The organism is Paenibacillus jiangxiensis (assembly GCF_046098255.1).
Lineage (GTDB): Bacteria > Bacillota > Bacilli > Paenibacillales > Paenibacillaceae > Paenibacillus > Paenibacillus jiagnxiensis.
Genome location: NZ_JBJURI010000004.1, coordinates 159,816 through 177,796 on the forward strand (window position 1 = coordinate 159,816; position 17,981 = coordinate 177,796).

Here is a 17,981-nt window from a genome sequence, read left to right on the forward strand (position 1 = left end):
GAGGAGTGCATGAATACGAGGACTTTTGGAGAATGGGAACAAGCGGAGCCGGGAGTGAAGCGTAAAATTTTCGCGCCAGGCACAGGGCTGATGATGATGGAGGTCCACTTTGAAGCCGGGGCGGAGGGCTATCAGCACAGCCATCCCCATGAACAGATGAGCTACTGTATCCGGGGCGAGCTGGAATTTACAATCGACGGAACGACCCGGCTTGTCCGGCAGGGCGAGACCATCGTCATTCCAGGAGGAGCCAGGCACGGGGTAGTCGCCAAGGAAGCTTCGGTGCTGCTGGACTGCTTTACACCGGTCCGCGAGGATTTGCTAAACAGGGAGTAGTTCTGCTGCCTATTAAGATAGACAAGACCAAGCAGCTTCTGCCGTCATGCAGAGGCTGCTTTATTTGTGACTGAACCATTGCTTGTGTAACAATTGACAGGTCCGTACTGCTCATGTTAGCCTTGCCTGTGTGCTAGTTATAATCATTCAGGATTGAAGAGGAAGAAGATGAAATCCATAACAACAAATCAAAAAGGGGCAGCCCCCGCGGTTAAACAGAGAAGGCTTTGGATCGCATTGCTGCTGGGCAGTCTGTCCGCATTCGGGCCGCTGTCGCTTGACATGTATTTGCCAGCGCTGCCCAAGCTGGCTGACGATCTGCATACGACCGTTTCGCTTGCTCAAATGAGCTTGACAGCCTGTATGCTTGGCCTGTCGCTGGGCCAGCTGCTGGCAGGTCCTTTAAGTGATATGCGGGGCAGGCGAGGTCCGCTGCTGGCGGGTCTCATGATCTACACGGTGACATCGGTGCTCTGTGTTGTGACGAGCAATATTGGGCTGTTTCTTGTGCTGCGCTTCATTCAGGGATTGGCAGGAGCCGCCGGTATCGTTATTTCGCGTGCTATGGCACGGGATATGTATGAAGGAACGGAGCTGACCAAATTCTCCTCCATGCTGATGCTGGTCAACGGCGCAGCCCCTATACTGGCTCCAATTTTCGGTGCGCAGGTGCTGCTCTTTGCAGACTGGCCGGTAGTATTTATCGTGCTTGGCATCTTTGGGCTTCTGATGCTCGTTTCCGTATTTGCCGGCATGAAGGAGACGCTGCCGTCGGAGCGCCGCTCAACAGGCGGCATTCGCGGTACGTTCACAACTTTTGGCAATCTGATGAAGGATCGGGTGTTTATGGGTTACGCTCTGACACAGGGCTTCATTATGGCAGGCATGTTTGCTTATATATCCGGTTCGCCATTTGTGCTTCAGGGCATCTATGGCGTATCTCCGCAAATATACAGCGTTATTTTTGCGATGAACGCGCTTGGCATTATTGCCGCATCGCAGATTACCGGGCGGCTTGCCGGTAAAGTGGAGGAAGCGAAGCTGTTTCCGGCCGGGGTGACGCTGGCTGTTATTGGAGGACTTGTGCTGCTTGGTGTGCTGGCGGCGGGAGGGGCGCTGTACTTGGTGTTGCCGCCGTTGTTCCTTACGATCGCAAGCGTCGGAATTGTGAGTACGTCCGGCATGACGCTGGCGCTGCGCAATCACGGACATAATGCAGGCAGCGCTTCGGCGCTGCTCGGACTGCTCTCTTTTATTATCGGTGGTATTGCCGCTCCGCTCGTCGGTTTGGGGGGAGAGGAGACAGCACTGCCACTTGGCATCGTCATTGCTGTCTGTGAGCTGGGTGCCGTTCTTTGCTACATAGGCATGGTACGCCGGAAACATTAAATTCAGTTATAAAGTAAAAGTATGAAACCCCGATTGGCCCTGGTGGCTGCTCGGGGTTTTGTTTTGATTACGCTTAGTTCACTGCATCCCGTAGAACTTCGCATATATTCCGTTCTTGGTTATAAGCTGCTCGTGCGTACCTTCCTCGGCAATGCCTTGCTCCGAAAGCACTAAAATGCGGTCTGCGTTTTTGATTGTGGACAACCGGTGCGCAATGACAAAGGTGGTACGGTTTCTGGCCAATTTTTCAAAGCTTTCCTGAATCACTTTCTCGCTCTCATGATCCAGGGCAGAGGTCGCTTCGTCAAATATAAGAATAGGCGGGTTTTTCAAAAATACTCGTGCAATGCTTAGACGCTGCTTCTGACCGCCAGACAGCTTTACTCCGCGCTGGCCAATATAGGAGTCGTAACCATCCACAAGCCCCATAATAAAGTCATGGGCATTCGCGTGTTTGGCAGCCTCGATAATTTCTTCATCTGTTGCCCATGGCTTTCCGTATAAAATATTCTCTTTAATCGTCCCCGAAAATAGATACACATCCTGCTGCACGATCCCGATACTGTCGCGCAGCGATTTAAGTGTGACGCCTTTTATATTCATGCCGTCTATTTTTATAACACCTTCACTGGTGTCGTAGAAACGAGGAATCAAGCTGCAAAGTGTTGTTTTACCAACGCCGGATGAACCAACGAGCGCTATATATTCACCGGGATTTGCCGTAATGCTGATATTGCTGAACACATAATGCGAGTCGCTGGCATACTGGAAACCTACGTTTATAAATTCCACTTTGCCCTTTATATCGCTTAGCGCTTTGGCATCCTGCTTATCCGTAATATCCGGTTCAATAGCCATCAATTCCGTAAAACGCTCAAAGCCGGCAATCCCGTTTTGCAGGTTGCTGTTGAAGTTCATCAGTCTTTTCACAGGATCGATAAGAGTGTTGATATATAACAGAAAGGTAATCAGCTCTGTAAGCAGCAGCTGGTTATAGCTGATTAAAATGGCGCCAACGCTAACAGCCAAGATATTTATAAATGAAATGAAGGCGGTTACACCATTAAAGAACAAGGCTTCGGCCCGGTAACCGTTTTTTCTGCTTTGCAAAAACCGGCGATTGCTGGTTCTGAATTTCCGCATTTCGATGTCTTCGTTGGCAAAAGATTGTACTACACGAATCCCGGAAAGGCTGTCTTCGACCTGCGAGTTGATGTCAGCCATACGCTCCTTATTTGTTTTAAGCGCATTCTTTACTTTTTTACTATAGTGGTGCGCAAATACAAACATAAAAAATAATACAAAGAAAATAGCGAGAGTGAGTGTTCCATTAATATTTACCAAAATAAAGAACGAACCCACGATTCTCGTTAAAGAGATAACGATATCCTCCGGACCATGATGGGCAAGCTCCGAAATACCGAACAGGTCTGTTGTTATCCGTGACATGAACTGGCCTGTACTTGTATTATCGTGATGCCGGAACGAAAGCTTTTGCACATGCCGGAACAAATCGTTCCTCATATCGGATTCCATCCTTGCGCCCATCGCATGGCCAAAATAGTCGGTGTAGAAATTACTGACATACTCCATGGCCATCAGAAACAAAAAGATACATGCCATTTTTATGATTAATTCTGTATTGATTCCATCAGGGCTTATTGCGGTTTCGGTCATTTGATTAATGAGGATGGGATAGATGAGCACTACCGCCGAAGCAAGCAGGGCAAAGAACAAGTCAGCGATCAGCTGCTTTTTATAAGGCTTGTAGTAAGCTAAAAACTTTTTCAGGTTTTCCAAGCACTACTCCTCCAATATACGTTTCGTTTAATAATTTCGCTTACCTCGAAAATACGGCTGTTTACGTTCGCAGAATTTGTAAATTTCTTCATAATAATCCCTCCAGTCATTTTGACTCCATGGTAGCATGCCAGCATCAAGGAGACAATTAAACATTTCATTATATAACGCTCTTGAGCAGATGATGATTTAACACGAAAATCGAAATTCCCTCAGTTCAAAAAAGGCCTCTTCTGAGTCGCTGAGTCGACACCATCATTTTTAGCACGCATATGATTTAAATAATATCGTGGCAGTCTATTAAATTTTCAAGTTAACCGACTTACAAATAAGAAAACGATAGAGAGGGGCTTGGGATTTGGAAACGAAAAAACGGCTTTCTTTATGTATGATTCTATATAATGAGGAGCTATTTCTGGAAAATTGCTTGAACAGTGTACTTCAATATGTAGACGAAATCGTAATCGTGGATACGGGATCTACAGACCGAACGAAAGAAATTTGCCAAAGCTTCGGTGCTCAAATATACGATTTCCCTTGGAATGGAAGTTTTGCGCAGGCCCGTAATTACGGAATTGAACGGGCGACTGGTGAATGGATTCTTTATCTGGATGCGGATGAAGAATTGGTTGTTAAAGACGAATCTCTGTGGAACAAAATGTTACAGGATGATAAGCATTGCATACTCGGGATCCCGATCATTAATTATTATGGTGATAGACATATTGATTCAAACAAGGCGTATTTGTTGGCACAGTACCGGCTATTTCGTAATGGATTAGGCCTGCGGTTTGAAAACGATATTCACGAGCAGCTCATCATACGTAAAGTTCTTGAGGATTTCACTGCGGCAGCGGTGCTTCCTGCAGTCTTGCATCATTACGGATACTTGGATTCGGTGGCAACTGCCAGAAATAAGCATGAACGAAATATGTCAATGTTGACCAGAGCACGAGATGAATCTGACCATAATCCGTGGATAGACTATCATATCGCGAGTGAGTACTATCGCCTGAAGGATTATACCAAAGCATTCGAACAGGTGAATATCTCCATCCAACACTTTATTAATCAGGGACAGATCCCCCCATCGATACTTTATAAATTAAAATACGATTCGCTGCTCGCGAACGGTAGCTTTGACCAGGCTCTGGCAGGAATTGATAAGGTGATCGCACTTTACCCAGATTATGTGGATATGCATTTCTATAAAGGGGTCATTTTGTTCGTAAAAAAAAGATATGCTGAGGCCGAAACCGTTTTTCAAACCTGTCAGGGGTTGGGGGAATCGCATTTGCAGCATCTGACGCTTAAAGGAACAGGAAGTTTTCAGGCGCTTTATTATATTGGACGCTGCAGAGAAATGATAGAGGACTGGAATATTGCTGCCCAATGTTACAAAGGTGTTCTGCTGCAATGCCCGAATCATGCGGAAGCATTAGAGGGCCTGGAGAGATTGGCGGCTGTTACCGGACGTTTCGATCCAACTCCTACGAAGGAATCACCTTGATAGCGACTCATTTCTGCCTCATTGTACGAAATGAAGCGGGTTACTAGATTACTGATGGAAGCCAAAAGTATATTTTCAGGATACTCCATAATATTGAGAGTTCGACCCAGTAACTTTTCAAGTAAACCCCATATCATTATAGAGTAACATATTACTTTTTAAGGGGGGTACTACTTTGTCACAATCGAATATACCCAATATAACCCCTATCATCTCGGTAACACGTGATGACGCGATGAACTTATTGTTAACATCTATTGCAATGGAAGAAATCGGTCTAAGCCATATTCTGAACGCCGAAGGGGAAAAGATTCAATTTGTTCTTGGTACATTGCCAGGAGTGAGCTCGCCGCCGGCTACGGTAAGCGATATTCTTCAGGTTAATTCGAGTGTACAAAACACTATTAATAATTTGACTAGAAAAGAAATGCTGCTTCAAACCAAACTTGAGAGTGTATTAGGAGCTATAGGAGTTTCCGGAGCAACAGGAGCCACGGGGGCAACGGGCGCTACTGGTGTAACGGGGGCAACGGGTGTCACTGGGGCGACAGGTGAAACTGGAGCCACTGGTGAAACTGGGGCAACGGGCGCTACTGGGGAAACTGGAGCGACGGGCGCTACTGGGGAAACTGGAGCGACGGGCGCTACTGGGGAAACGGGAGCAACGGGCGCTACTGGGGAAACCGGGGCAACGGGCGCTACTGGGGAAACGGGGGCGACGGGCGCTACTGGTGTAACGGGGGCAACGGGCGCTACTGGTGCAACTGGAGCAACGGGCGTTACTGGTGCAACTGGAGCTACTGGCGCTACTGGGGAAACCGGGGCAACGGGCGCTACTGGGGAAACGGGAGCAACGGGCGCTACTGGGGAAACCGGGGCAACGGGCGCTACTGGGGAAACCGGGGCAACGGGCGCTACTGGGGAAACCGGGGCAACGGGCGCTACTGGGGAAACCGGGGCAACGGGCGCTACTGGGGAAACCGGGGCAACGGGCGCTACTGGGGAAACCGGGGCAACGGGCGCTACTGGGGAAACGGGAGCCACCGGAGCGACTGGACCATCAGGAGGAGCAGGAGGAGCAACAGGTGCAACCGGAGCTACTGGTGCGACTGGGGCTACCGGTGAAACTGGTGCAACGGGGGCGACTGGTGCGACTGGGGCTACCGGTGAAACTGGTGCAACAGGGGCGACTGGAGCGACGGGTGCTACTGGAGCAACCGGTGAAACTGGTGCAACAGGGGCGACTGGGGCTACCGGCGCAACGGGTGCCACTGGGGCTACAGGAGGCACTGGGGCGACCGGAGCTACTGGGGCAACGGGAGGCACTGGGCCCACTGGAGCTACTGGGGTTACTGGGGTTACTGGGGCTACAGGAGGCACTGGGCCCACTGGAGCTACTGGGGCAACTGGGGCTACAGGAGGCACTGGGCCCACTGGAGCTACTGGGGCAACTGGGGCTACAGGAGGCACTGGGGCAACTGGGGCAACTGGGGCTACAGGAGGCACTGGGGCAACTGGGGCAACTGGGGCTACAGGAGGCACTGGGGCTACTGGAGCTACTGGGGCAACTGGAGCTACTGGGGCAACGGGTGCAACCGGCGCAACGGGAGGCACTGGGGCTACAGGTGCAACCGGCTCAACGGGAGGCACTGGGCCCACTGGGGCTACTGGAGCAACTGGAGCAGCTGGAGCTACTGGAGCTACTGGAGCCACGGGTGCAACTGGGGCAACGGGTGCGACTGGTGAAAGGGGAGCTACTGGGGCTACGGGCGCAACGGGAGGCACTGGGGCTACAGGTGCAACCGGCTCAACGGGAGGCACTGGGCCCACTGGGGCTACTGGAGCAACTGGAGCAACTGGAGCAACTGGAGCAACTGGAGCAGCTGGAGCTACTGGAGCAACTGGAGCTACTGGGGCTACGGGTGCGACTGGTGCAACCGGTGAAAGGGGAGCTACTGGAGCCACGGGTGCAACTGGGGCCACAGGCGCAACTGGAGCTACTGGTACCAGTGGCGCAGGTGCAATAATTCCGTTTGCATCAGGCCTCCCGGTTGAATTGACTACTGTTCTAGGAGGGCTAGTCGGTACAACCGGTCTGGTCGGATTTGGTAATTCCGTCTCGGGTGTTACTGTGCTTGGCAGTGGAGCTATTGATCTTACAGGGGCAGGAGGAACACTTCTTAACTTTTCCTTCTCTGTTCCCCGCAATGGAACGATCGATTCAATAGCGGCTTACTTTAGTACGACAGCGGCTTTGAATCTTGTAGGATCAACAATTACGATAACAGCCCAGTTGTATAGCTCACCAACACCTAATAATATCTTCAATCCAATTCCAGGAGCAGTAGTTACGTTATCTCCATCACTCACAGGGTTACTTCCAATTGGAACGATTAGCAGTGGACTCATATCAGGTTTGGGAATACCGGTGTCTGCAGGTACACGGCTTCTGATGGTATTTTCTATAAGAGTAACTTCCGGTCTTGGTATTGCTACCGCGGTTGTAGGTTATGCAAGTGCTGGCGTTGGTATTAATTAACAAAAGAAAACATTAAAGAATAGTATCTAAGCTTCCAGAATCGCTTAAGGATCTTAGGGTGGGATAAGCCCCGTCCTTAAGATCCTTTTTTGTGCGATGCAGGCCCTTCCTTATTATTAGGGGTAGTACCAGCAAAGCTGACACTACCCGCAAGGTAGATGTTATTAAATGGGAAATCTATTAATTACCTCGTTGTATTCCTCCTGAGCATCAGTGATTGCAAGTTTGGAATAGACTTCTAATGACTTACGGCTTTCATGACCCGAATACGGTTGTATGAGCGCATCATCAATACCTTGTTTTTCTAGCCAGGTTAAGAGGAAATGTCGTAGCTTGTGTGGAGACAGATTTTGAGTCATACCGGCAGCTTTCGAATATTTGGCTAGGATTTTGCGAATTCCCCGATCGGTATATTTCTTCTTCCATGATGATTCGAAAAGGTACACCGCCTGCTTCTTTTTCATCGAATCAGCATGCATGGCCAACATTTCCTTGAACGAATGAGGGAATGGCATAATCCGATCCTTCTTTCCCTTGCCACTATTAATGCGGATCTGGCAGTAACGGAAATCAACATCGACCAACTTGATATTAATCAGTTCACTGACCCGAACGGCCGTATACAGAAGCGTCTTCACGATCATCATATCTTGAAAAAACTTCGCCTGCCAGACAGCATCTTAATATCGCTTTAGCTCCTCTTCTGTGGGTACATAGGGGAGTTTTTTTGCTGCTTTGGGCACCTCGACTTCCAGCTCCGCACGAAGGTGCTGGAATAGGCTTTTGAGATAAGCATAGTCTGGTCGTTCCCCACGGATATATTTGGCCAGCTCTTTCGCTTTGCGTTTTGGAGATGTACGCCTTTCGCTCACGCAAGCACACTCCCTTCCAGGGGAAGACGTTCACTCGTATTCAGCTTGAACGTTCCGTACGGGTTCACATGTGTGTAAACCAGAGGAGTGAGTGCCGTAGGTCTTCTGAAGTCATCATATCGTACCATCTTCGATCAGATAGGATATTTTGTAAAATGGTGGTATTGATGTAGACTAAGCAGTTCTGCAGGAGGTGAAGCGACAGTACGGCCATCTCCTGATCCTCTAACCGGTTAATAGCTATTTCTCCGCCTTTTCCGTAAAAAATAATAGCCTGAACAACCCCTGATTTTTTCAGAGGTTGCTAGTCATTCATCCTTTAAAAAGACGAAAATTGTAAACAGAGATCGCTTCACTTTCTGAAGAAGCATTTATTTCAGCATCAACTTTAAAGACATCGCGCAGCATTTTCTGCGTAATGACATTCCGGGGAAGACCGTAGTCATACAGTTGTCCAGAACGAAGCACGATGATTTGATCTGAAATCATTGCTGCTTGATTAATATCGTGCAGGACCAGAATGATTGTGATGTTCTGTTCGATATTTAACCGTTTTATCAGGTCAATGATTTCAAGCTGGTGATGGATGTCTAGATAGGACGTAGGTTCATCCAGCAACAAAATCGTAGGTTGTTGAGCCAGTGCCATTGCGATCCAAGCTCGCTGGCGCTCCCCTCCCGACAAACTATCTACCGTTCTCTCCGTTAGATCCACTAAATGAGTAAGTGTGATAGCTTGATCCACGATTGCCTGATCTTCTTGACTCAATCGTTCGAATTTCCTTTTATGCGGGAAACGGCCATATTCGATTAGTTGCCTGACCGTAACCTCAGGATTGCTCTCGTGTACTTGCATTAAAAAGGCGAGTTCTCTAGCAAAAGCTTTTCTGCTCCATTTATTGATGTCGCTATTCTTAAATAAAATTTCTCCGGCGGCAGCCTGAATTTGCTTTCCTAGCACCTTTAAAAGCGTACTTTTGCCGCAACCATTCGGTCCGAGAATACTGTGGATCTTTCCTGATTCAAACGGAAGAGTTAGAGCCGAAAGGACTTCATGATCGCGATATCCAATATGAACATTCTTGGCCTCAAGTATCATATCGTCCTCCTCTTTCGTAGCAAATATAAGAAAAACAGAGCACCTATAACACCCATGATGATACCGACGGGCAGCTCGATTGGTGCAAAGGCGACGCGACCGATGGTGTCGGACAAACACAGCACTGTCACTCCCAGCAGCGCTGAAGCCGGTAGCAGTATTCTATAATCATTCCCTACGATAAGCCGGGCAGCATGAGGAACAATCAAACCGACAAAACCAAGGAGACCGACAATGCTTATTGCACTAGCAGCAAGCAGCGCGCTTATAGCGATAAACCATGGACGATAACCTTCCGCGTTCAGTCCAAGCGATTTCGATTCGGCATCGCCCAGCAATAGCACATTCATTCGTTGAGCGCTTAGCAAAGCCAAGATTACCCCGATGATGCTGTAAGGAACAATGATCTCTACGTGCCCCCAGCTTTTTGCGGACAGGTTTCCGACCATAAAGGAAACAGCCCCTTGTATGCGATCGCTATAAAAGGTATACAAAGCCGAGACTCCAGAGTTTAAAAAAGCAGAAGCGGCGACTCCGGCAAGGATGATCCTCATAGGAGAAACTCCCTTGTCCCAGGCCAGCATATAAATAAGCAGGGCTGAAGCCAGTGCTCCAAGAAAGGCAACGGGAACCAATAAATGCGAAAAGGCGGGAAAAACCAGCAGCATGGCCGTTCCGAATAAACCTGCACCCGAGGAAACGCCGATAATATGAGGGTCAGCCATAGGATTGCGCATAACCCCTTGCAATAATGCACCTGAAAGCGCTAAATTTATCCCTACGAACACGGCTACCAGTGTACGCGGGAGCCTGATATTCCATATGATCGAGTAATAGTCGGAGGATGTGTTCCCGAATAAAATACTTACAATCGACCGAACGTCTACGGAAACTGCTCCAAAACCCAAACTAATGATGACACTGAGTATAGCCAAGATTAAAAAAAGTCCAATTATGGAGAGTTTCCAGCGTATCTTTTTTCTAACCCCTGTGGTCTTATTCATACGTTCAGCTATTTCGATGGATTTGGATAAACCAAATCAGCCATATATTTATAGGAATCGACTACATCGACGCCAGGAGCCATGACAAATTTATCTTTGGGGAGAAAGTACATATGGCCTTTTGAAACAGCGGAAAGCGAACTCCAAGCCGGGTTCGATTTGAAATTGCTGTCAATCATCTTTTCAGCTTCCTCATCCGTGGTATGAGAAAGAATAAACAGATAATCCGGATCAATCATCGCCATTTCTTCCAGGCTGAATGGAATATACCCAGCCATAACTTCTCCGTCCAAAGACTCTGTTACATTATGAAGCTTCAATTGATCGGCAATATCTACTGCTATCGTAGAACCCTGCTCAACAAATGCAGCATCGCCCATAACCGTCACAATGGCATAAGTAGGTCTCTCTTTTTCTTCTGGAATCCGATCGATCACTTGATTGATTTGCGAGTTCATTTCTTTGATAAGGTCTTCAGCTTTTTTCTCGTTGCCCGTAATTTTTCCCATCAAAATCGTATTCTGTCTCATGTCTTCAATGGATTGGGTGTTAAGGTCGGCGAAAGGAACGTTGGCGTCTTTAAAAATCCCTCTTAATTCGCCGTGGGTGAACCGCTGGCCGATCACCAAATCGGGCTTCAATGCCAGTACCTTTTCGATGTTGACCTCATGCATGAAGCCTACTTTCGGCACATTAGCTGCTTCCTCGGGCGGATCAATGGTAAAAGCATTTGTTATGCCGACTGCTTTACCCCCGACCTGATAGAAAGAGTGAAGAATTTGATCGTTTAAAATAACGATATTTTGAGGTTTCTTCTGAAGCGTAACAAGTTTCCCGTCAAAGTCTGTGAAAGATAAATAAGGTTTGGCCGATTGATCGTTATGCGCGTGCTCTTTTGTTGCCCCCAGCTGTTGTGAAGCATTTTGACAACCGCTGATAATGACCATCATCATTAAAATAAGGATGATAGGCTTAAATAGATGCTTCATTGCTTTGATCCCCTTTTAGATAAATTTCCTTAATGGACAATTGCAAGTTCTAGTGTATGACGATGAAACATATAAACATATGCCTCAAACGAGCTATTCTCCATTCCTATCACAAGCAAAACTTAAAATTCTGTGAATAAGACGTTATAGTTATGCCAGCATGATTAAAATCGTTGGATGACAAGCAACCGCAATGAATATAAAAAGCTAGAATTCCGGATGAGGAAAAAATATTTACACTAAAACGCAGATGGAGAGATGTCGTGGCCATAAAGGATGATGAAGCAGCAGATTCTGACGAGATGAGCAGCAAGCAGCGGATTCCGGATCTGAAGGATGGCCAGGCTGTTCAGCTGCAGCAGAGCGGGCCGCACACTGGACAAACCTAAACGTCTGACCGATACGGATCGGCTGAATCTGATGAAATATGCCGGTCGGCTGCTGAAGGACGATAACTTGGACGATGAGATCCTGCAGCTGGCCATGCATGTAGATTCGATGAAAAAGAAGCAGGCTGTGTATTTATTTGAGTCCTCCTGGAAGAAAAAATACACGGATCGGCGAATCCGAAAGATTTTGGCCAGGTATTCCGAGGAAGCCGGGCTGACTCAGAATTTATGACCACACAAGCTCCGTCATTTCCTGCTAACTTGGCTGAAAAAGTAAGGAGTCGGCGATGCGATGATTCAGTCATATTCCGGCCATGAAAGTCGAAAATCGTTGGAAATCTATTCAAAGCTGGCGATCACCAATGCCCAGCAGGAGTACAACGAGGTCATCAATAAATTTCCCCATATAATAATATCTACTTTGCGGGTGGTGTCAGCTTCGCTGGTACTGCCCCTATTAAAGAGGGGATAGAGCACACGAGATCATGCCAAGTGTCCTTGAAAAGTTCTAAAGCGGAATTATAATGTAAGAGTGTTCTGAAGCTCCCGACCTATCTTATTTTGCAACACGTAATGTCGAGGGAAATAGAAAGCACATCTTATCGTAATAATAGAAGGAGAGCGGTTATGTCTAAAATAGAATTCGGGATTGTCGGCAGAGGATGGAGGGCCGATTTTTATTTACGGATCGCGAAAGCGCTGCCACGGCGATTTGCTGTTCGGGCAATGCTTGTCCGGGACGAGGAACGCGGAAGAGAGATTGAAAACGAATGGGGAGTAAAAACCTATCGTGATATGGAGTCTTTTGCATCAAGCGGATCGATTGCGTTTGCGGTCGTTTCTGTTTCAAAAGAGGCCGTACCGCTTTGTATACTGGAACTGGCGGAAAGGAGGATTCCGGTCTTGACGGAAACGCCGCCGGCACCGGATATCCCGGGCATGATTGCCCTGTATGAGTCACTGCGCAAGCTGAAGGGGCGCGTACAGGTGGCCGAGCAATATTTGTATCAGCCAATGCATGCCGCACGCATCGCTTTTGTGAAATCAGGCAAACTGGGTGAGGTTTCTCAGGTGCAGGTATCGGCTGCTCACGGTTATCATGGCATCAGTCTAATCCGGCAGCTGCTGGGGATCGGCTGGGAGAACGCCATCATCCGGGGGCAGCGGTTTACGTCCAGGATCGTGAAAGGGCCGGGGCGTTATGGGCTTTCGGAAAGCGAGGAAATTGGCGATTCGGTTCAGGATATTGCAACACTCCGCTTCGACAACAAGCTCGCCTTGTTTGATTTTACCGGGGAACAGTATCGTTCATGGATTCGCAAAAACCGTGTTGTCGTGCGTGGGAGCCACGGAGAAGTGACAGACGAAACGTTCCGTTATCTGAGGGATTTCCGCACACCTTTATACGGAGAGTTCCGAAGAGTCGATACAGGCCATAACGGCAATCTGGAAGGATATTACCACCGCGGAATTACAGTCAACGATGAATGGGTATATGAAAATCCGTTCATTCCCGGGCGTCTGTCAGATGATGAAATTGCTATTGCGACAAGCTTGATGAAGATGGGGGATTATGTGCAGGGCGGGCCGTCATGTTATGATCTGGAGGAGGCGCTGCAGGATCATTATTTGTCGATCATGATGCAGAGAGCTGTCGAGTCGGGGGAGGAATTGACGACAACAAACCAGCCTTGGAATGTTTATACATAAAAACGAGGCAGATGCCGCATTCTACATTTGACAAAATTTAGCGAAGTGGAGTGCGTGTATTGACCCAACCAACCAAGGAAAAAGTACGAACTATTGGCAATCTTATTGTGTTCATCATAAAAATGTCTGCAGCTTCAGGGATTGCATGGGAGCTGGCCAAGCTGGCCGGCTCGAGGCATCCCTTCTTGGCGCCGCTATCAGTTATTTTATGTATGCAAACTACTATTTTTCAATCCATCCGTTTCTCGCTCCATCGGCTGTTCGGGACCGTTCTCGGCGTTGCGTTGACCTTGTGGGCAGCTGACCAAATGGCCTTAAATGGCTGGACGCTTGCTTTGCTGCTTGCTCTGATTTCTGCTGCTTCCTTGCTGATCGAAGGGAAAGAGAGTGTCATTCAAGAAGTGGCGTTAAGTGTCCTGCTCGTTTTTGCGCTGCAAAAACAATCAGACCATTACGGGCTGGACCGGATCCGCGACACGTTTATTGGCGTTTCTGTTGGACTTGCCGTCCATATGATCGTCTATCCGCCGAATTTGGTCAAACAGGCTGACAACAAAGTGTTTGCTTTAATGACAAGTTTATCGGAGCAGTTCACTGAAGCGGCTGACTGGATGCTAAACGGTTGTCATGAGGATCAAAAAAATGTTGTTGAATCAGCACTGCAAAGGTTTCAGAAGAAATTGTTCCAGGTAGAAAAGCAGACGGAGAAGGCAGAAGAAAGCACCAAAATTAATCTAACTGCACAATCCAGCCGTTCTTTGCTGCAGAACAATCTAAATCGAGTCGCCTTGATGAAGCAAGGGGCTGCGTATTTGGAAAGAACAGTGATTATTGCTGCGGAATGGAACTCCACAGGGACGCTATTGGAACCTGAGAGAAAACAATGGGCCAACCTCCTAAGAAGGATTGGCTCATATTGGAGCAGCCCTACCCCGGAATCGGCTGATCTTTCCGCTGCGTCACTTGAACCACCGCCAATGCAAATTACGCTGGACGAGCCCCAACGATATTCAGCAGCGATATACACTGAAACGTCCGCGTTTCTTAAACAGCTGCATAGATTGTCTTAATTCCCGGCATTCCATAATTGGAGTGTTTTTTTTCGTTCAGGAGCATAACGAATCTTCCCGATTCGTATAATTCAGTATTGTGGAAACTGCACAGGATAGCCTTCGAAAGGAGCGGGAGTTTTGGAGGTGATCGGTAGAAGTGTTCCAAAAAAAGAGTCATGGGATAAAGTGACGGGGGCCGCTTTATATACGGGGGATCAAACGGATGCGCGCATGCTTCATGTGCGGATTGTGATCAGCCCGTACGCGCATGCAAGGATTATCGGCATAAATACGGCTGAAGCCCGGCAGATACCAGGCGTCCGAGCCATTTTGACCGGTGCGGCCAGCGATGTTCTTACAGGAGAAGAAATTCGCGACAGGCCTATCCTCGCCAGAGACCGGGTACGATTTTATGGAGAAGCCGTGGCAGTGGTCGTTGCCGATACCGAAGTACAGGCACAACGCGCGGCGGATTCGATCCGGGTCCGATATGAGCCGCTACCGGTGGTGAACTCCCCGGCGGATGCTTTACGGCAAGATGCTCCGCTCATTCACGAAAGATTAGCCGAATATGAAAAAGCTCAAGGAGTTATACCGATCCCTGGAACCAACATTGCCTGTATAAACAAGCTTCGCAAGGGTGACCTGAACGAGGGCTGGAGAACGAGTGAAATGATTGTCGAAAATTCGGTCTCATTCACCCCATCGGACCATGCGGCGATGGAAACACGGAGCGCTACTGCAGAAATCAGGCCAAACGGCCACGTACATATCGAATCGTCGACCCAGGCCCCTTTTGCAATCAAGAAATATTTGGGCAAGTTTTTCAATATTGATCCCGGTTGGATCGTAGTCACCGCTCCGTTGGTCGGAGGCGGCTACGGCGGCAAGGCGGCGATCCAGCTGGAGCTGATCGCTTATTTAGCCTCACGGGCGGTGGGCGGCCGCAAAGTCAAAATCATCAACTCACGAGAAGAAGACATGCTGACCTCACCGGGACATATCGGGCTTGACGCAACGATCAGGCTGGGCAGCACGCTGCAAGGCAAAATCACCGCGGCCCATATCGTATACCGGTTTGACGGCGGCGCTTATAACGATAAATCAAGCGACGTTGCTCGGGCTGCTTTGGCAGACTGCTCGGGCCCATACTCGATCGGACATTTGCATTGCGATTGCTTTACACTTTACACAAACCATCCCTATGCCTCGGCATTCAGGGGATACGGGCATGCAGAACTGACATTTGCGATAGAGAGAGCAATAGATACGTTGGCGGAAAAGTTGGGCATGGACCCCTGGGAGCTGCGGATGCGCAATATCGCTGTCCCCGGCGATACCGCTCCCACAAGGGATGTGCTGACGAGCAGCAATTTGGGGGACATCAAAACCTGCATGCAGCGCTTGCATGCGCTTTCCGGCTGGGATGAATGGAAGGTGAGGCAGGTGGATGCGCATAAAATCAGGGCCAGGGGAATCAGCTGCTTTTGGAAAAATTCCTCTTTTGACCCCGATGCCAGCTCTGGAGCGATCATTTCCTTCAATTCGGACGGCAGCCTGAACCTGGAAACCGGAGTCGTGGAGGTTGGCACCGGCACCAAAACGGTACTGGCGCAAATGCTGGCGGAACGGATGAAAATGAGTGCGGATAAAATCCACGTGAAGTTCAAGGTGAACACCGAAATTTCCCCGGAGCATTGGAAAACGGTGGGCAGCCGCGGCACTTTTCTGGCAGGCCGTGCGGTGCTCAAGGCAGCGGATGATGCAATCAGGCAGCTGTTGAGCATTGCTGCATGTGTACTGAGGGCAGATCCGGACGATCTGGAACTTGGATGGGAACATGTGTATGTCCGCGCCGATCCAAGTGTGAACGTCAAAGTAAAGGATATTTGTTATGGATACAAGTATCCAAACGGAAATTCCATCGGCGGGCAAATCATTGGACGCGGGCATTATATCCAGCGGCGAATGAATCATATAAATCCGGTAACCGGTGAAGGCACACCAGGACCGGAATGGAACGTGGGGGCCCAAGCTGTGGAGATTGAGCTTGATACAAGGGATTATTCCTACAAGCTGCTCAAAGCGATTTCCGTTAATGATGCGGGCAAGGTGCTGAATCCGAAAGGGGCGTTGGGCCAGGTGATGGGTGCGATGTCCATGGGACTAAGCTTTGCCAATCGGGAAACATATCTGTTCAGCGACAGCGGTGTCGTGTATAACCCAACGCTGCGGGATTACCCATTAATCCGTTATAGTGAGAATCCGGAGTATGTTGTTGAATTTATCGAGAATCCGTGCCTTGATGGACCATTCGGCAGCCGTGCGCTGGGTGAGCATGGGCTGATCGGAATGCCGGCCGCATTGGCCAGCGCCTTATCACGAGCCGCAGAAGTGCAGCTGAATCAATTGCCTCTCTTCCCGGAAACGATCTGGAGGACAAAAATGGGGGCTGCGAATGATTCCCTATGACTTCGAATATTACCAGCCAGCCTCCATTTATGAAGCCGTCACCCTTTTTCAGCAATTGGACATACAGCGTAAAATGCCGATTTATTGGTCCGGAGGAACGGAAATCATCACCATGGGCAGACTTAACAAAGTGGTAACCGGAGCCGTGATTGATTTAAAAAGCATTCCTGAATGCCGCGCCATGTCTGTTCAGGAGCATAAGCTGATTCTCGGTTCCGCGCTGACGCTGTCCGAGCTTTACGATTCCCGGGTGTTTCCACTGCTTGGAGAGACAGGGGCCGGCGTTGCCGATCGCACCTCCCGTAATAAAATCACGTTTGGCGGCAATATTTGCGGACAGTTCATATACCGCGAAGCGGTGCTTCCTCTATTGCTGACCGATAGCGAAGTGCGAATCGCCAGTCCCGCCGGGATCAGGCAAGCGCCGATCGCTCAAGTGTTCGAACGCACTCTTCAGCTGCGAAGAGGGGAGTTTCTTGTCCAGTCGGTCACGGATGACAGCTATACGAGATTGCCCTATATGACAATAAAAAAACGAAAAGTCGCAGCCATCGATTATCCGATCGTAACCGTGGCTGCCATTCGCATGTATTCCGGAATTCGGGTCGCTTTCAGCGGAGTGTGCGCTTTTCCTTTCCGCTCCGAAGCCATTGAAGCCCGGTTAAATGAACATGGAGTACCTCTGAAAGAGAGGATTGATCAAGTCAGTACATTGCTGCCGGCACCTGTCTTGAGTGACATTAAAGCTTCTGCGGAATATCGGGAGCTTATCCTGGAACTTGCTTTGGAAGACTCGCTGAGAGCATTGGGGGTGGAATAAT

The 17,981-nt window shown here is 48.8% G+C and carries 17 protein-coding genes and 1 pseudogene; 11 read left to right on the plus strand and 7 right to left on the minus strand.

Going from position 1 to position 17,981, the window contains the following annotated elements:
• Positions 1–9: 9 nt before the first annotated feature.
• Positions 10–336: a cupin domain-containing protein gene (locus tag ACI1P2_RS05825; protein ID WP_355317731.1), complete on the plus strand. Its 327-nt coding sequence runs from the start codon at positions 10–12 to the stop codon at positions 334–336.
• A gap of 168 nt (positions 337–504) precedes the next feature.
• Complete coding sequence (locus tag ACI1P2_RS05830; protein WP_355317733.1) at positions 505–1,725, plus strand: multidrug effflux MFS transporter; 1,221 nt, start codon at positions 505–507, stop codon at positions 1,723–1,725.
• Positions 1,726–1,803: 78 nt separating this feature from the next.
• Here ACI1P2_RS05830 and ACI1P2_RS05835 read toward each other — a convergent pair whose 3' ends face one another.
• The gene (locus ACI1P2_RS05835) at positions 1,804–3,525 is read right to left on the minus strand and encodes an ABC transporter ATP-binding protein (protein ID WP_355317735.1); all 1,722 of its coding nucleotides are present in this window, start codon (positions 3,523–3,525) and stop codon (positions 1,804–1,806) included.
• Positions 3,526–3,883: 358 nt separating this feature from the next.
• Between ACI1P2_RS05835 and ACI1P2_RS05840 the strand changes: the two genes are divergently transcribed.
• Both ACI1P2_RS05840 and ACI1P2_RS05845 read left to right on the plus strand, forming a co-directional pair.
• Positions 3,884–5,035 carry a glycosyltransferase gene (locus tag ACI1P2_RS05840; protein ID WP_355317737.1) on the plus strand — a complete coding sequence of 384 codons (1,152 nt, stop codon included), beginning with the start codon at positions 3,884–3,886 and terminating at the stop codon, positions 5,033–5,035.
• Positions 5,036–5,210: 175 nt separating this feature from the next.
• Complete coding sequence (locus ACI1P2_RS05845) at positions 5,211–7,574, plus strand: exosporium glycoprotein BclB-related protein (protein WP_355317738.1); 2,364 nt, start codon at positions 5,211–5,213, stop codon at positions 7,572–7,574.
• 164 nt (positions 7,575–7,738) lie between these two features.
• On the opposite strand, the gene ACI1P2_RS05850 is transcribed toward ACI1P2_RS05845, so the two are convergent.
• The 6 genes and pseudogenes from ACI1P2_RS05850 to ACI1P2_RS05875 form a co-directional block, all read right to left on the minus strand.
• The gene (locus ACI1P2_RS05850; RefSeq protein WP_355317740.1) at positions 7,739–8,218 is read right to left on the minus strand and encodes a tyrosine-type recombinase/integrase; all 480 of its coding nucleotides are present in this window, start codon (positions 8,216–8,218) and stop codon (positions 7,739–7,741) included.
• A gap of 36 nt (positions 8,219–8,254) precedes the next feature.
• Positions 8,255–8,446, minus strand: a complete 192-nt coding sequence (locus ACI1P2_RS05855) for a hypothetical protein (RefSeq protein WP_355317742.1) — start codon at positions 8,444–8,446, stop codon at positions 8,255–8,257.
• Positions 8,443–8,720 (minus strand): annotated as a pseudogene (locus ACI1P2_RS05860) (Tn3 family transposase); the annotation flags it as partial. The pseudogene ACI1P2_RS05860 and the gene ACI1P2_RS05855, both read right to left, overlap by 4 nt.
• 38 nt (positions 8,721–8,758) lie before the next feature.
• Entirely contained in the window at positions 8,759–9,544 is a 786-nt protein-coding gene (locus ACI1P2_RS05865; protein ID WP_355317744.1) for an ABC transporter ATP-binding protein, read from the minus strand.
• Entirely contained in the window at positions 9,541–10,548 is a 1,008-nt protein-coding gene (locus ACI1P2_RS05870) for a FecCD family ABC transporter permease (protein ID WP_355317746.1), read from the minus strand. Before ACI1P2_RS05870 ends, ACI1P2_RS05865 begins: the two co-directional genes overlap by 4 nt.
• An 8-nt stretch (positions 10,549–10,556) precedes the next feature.
• Positions 10,557–11,537: an ABC transporter substrate-binding protein gene (locus tag ACI1P2_RS05875; RefSeq protein WP_355317748.1), complete on the minus strand. Its 981-nt coding sequence runs from the start codon at positions 11,535–11,537 to the stop codon at positions 10,557–10,559.
• A gap of 263 nt (positions 11,538–11,800) precedes the next feature.
• Here ACI1P2_RS05875 and ACI1P2_RS05880 point away from each other — a divergent pair, with 263 nt between their 5' ends.
• The 7 genes from ACI1P2_RS05880 to ACI1P2_RS05910 all read left to right on the plus strand — a co-directional run bounded on the left by ACI1P2_RS05880 (position 11,801) and on the right by ACI1P2_RS05910 (position 17,980).
• A complete protein-coding gene (locus ACI1P2_RS05880; protein ID WP_355317750.1) occupies positions 11,801–11,926 on the plus strand; it encodes a hypothetical protein in 126 nt (41 codons plus the stop codon).
• On the plus strand, positions 11,874–12,158 hold the full coding sequence (locus tag ACI1P2_RS05885) for a hypothetical protein (RefSeq protein WP_355317751.1): 285 nt from the start codon (positions 11,874–11,876) through the stop codon (positions 12,156–12,158). The genes ACI1P2_RS05880 and ACI1P2_RS05885 overlap by 53 nt, the downstream gene beginning before the upstream one ends.
• Before the next feature lie 60 nt (positions 12,159–12,218).
• A complete protein-coding gene (locus ACI1P2_RS05890; RefSeq protein ID WP_355317753.1) occupies positions 12,219–12,398 on the plus strand; it encodes a hypothetical protein in 180 nt (59 codons plus the stop codon).
• Between the two features lie 155 nt (positions 12,399–12,553).
• Entirely contained in the window at positions 12,554–13,636 is a 1,083-nt protein-coding gene (locus tag ACI1P2_RS05895) for a Gfo/Idh/MocA family protein (RefSeq protein ID WP_355317755.1), read from the plus strand.
• Between the two features lie 50 nt (positions 13,637–13,686).
• Positions 13,687–14,706: an FUSC family protein gene (locus ACI1P2_RS05900; protein WP_355317757.1), complete on the plus strand. Its 1,020-nt coding sequence runs from the start codon at positions 13,687–13,689 to the stop codon at positions 14,704–14,706.
• Positions 14,707–14,826: 120 nt separating this feature from the next.
• Positions 14,827–17,160, plus strand: coding sequence for a xanthine dehydrogenase family protein molybdopterin-binding subunit (locus ACI1P2_RS05905; protein ID WP_355317759.1), 2,334 nt, complete (start codon positions 14,827–14,829; stop codon positions 17,158–17,160).
• Positions 17,147–17,980 carry an FAD binding domain-containing protein gene (locus tag ACI1P2_RS05910; RefSeq protein WP_355317761.1) on the plus strand — a complete coding sequence of 278 codons (834 nt, stop codon included), beginning with the start codon at positions 17,147–17,149 and terminating at the stop codon, positions 17,978–17,980. Before ACI1P2_RS05905 ends, ACI1P2_RS05910 begins: the two co-directional genes overlap by 14 nt.
• The last annotated feature ends 1 nt before the right edge of the window (position 17,981 follow it).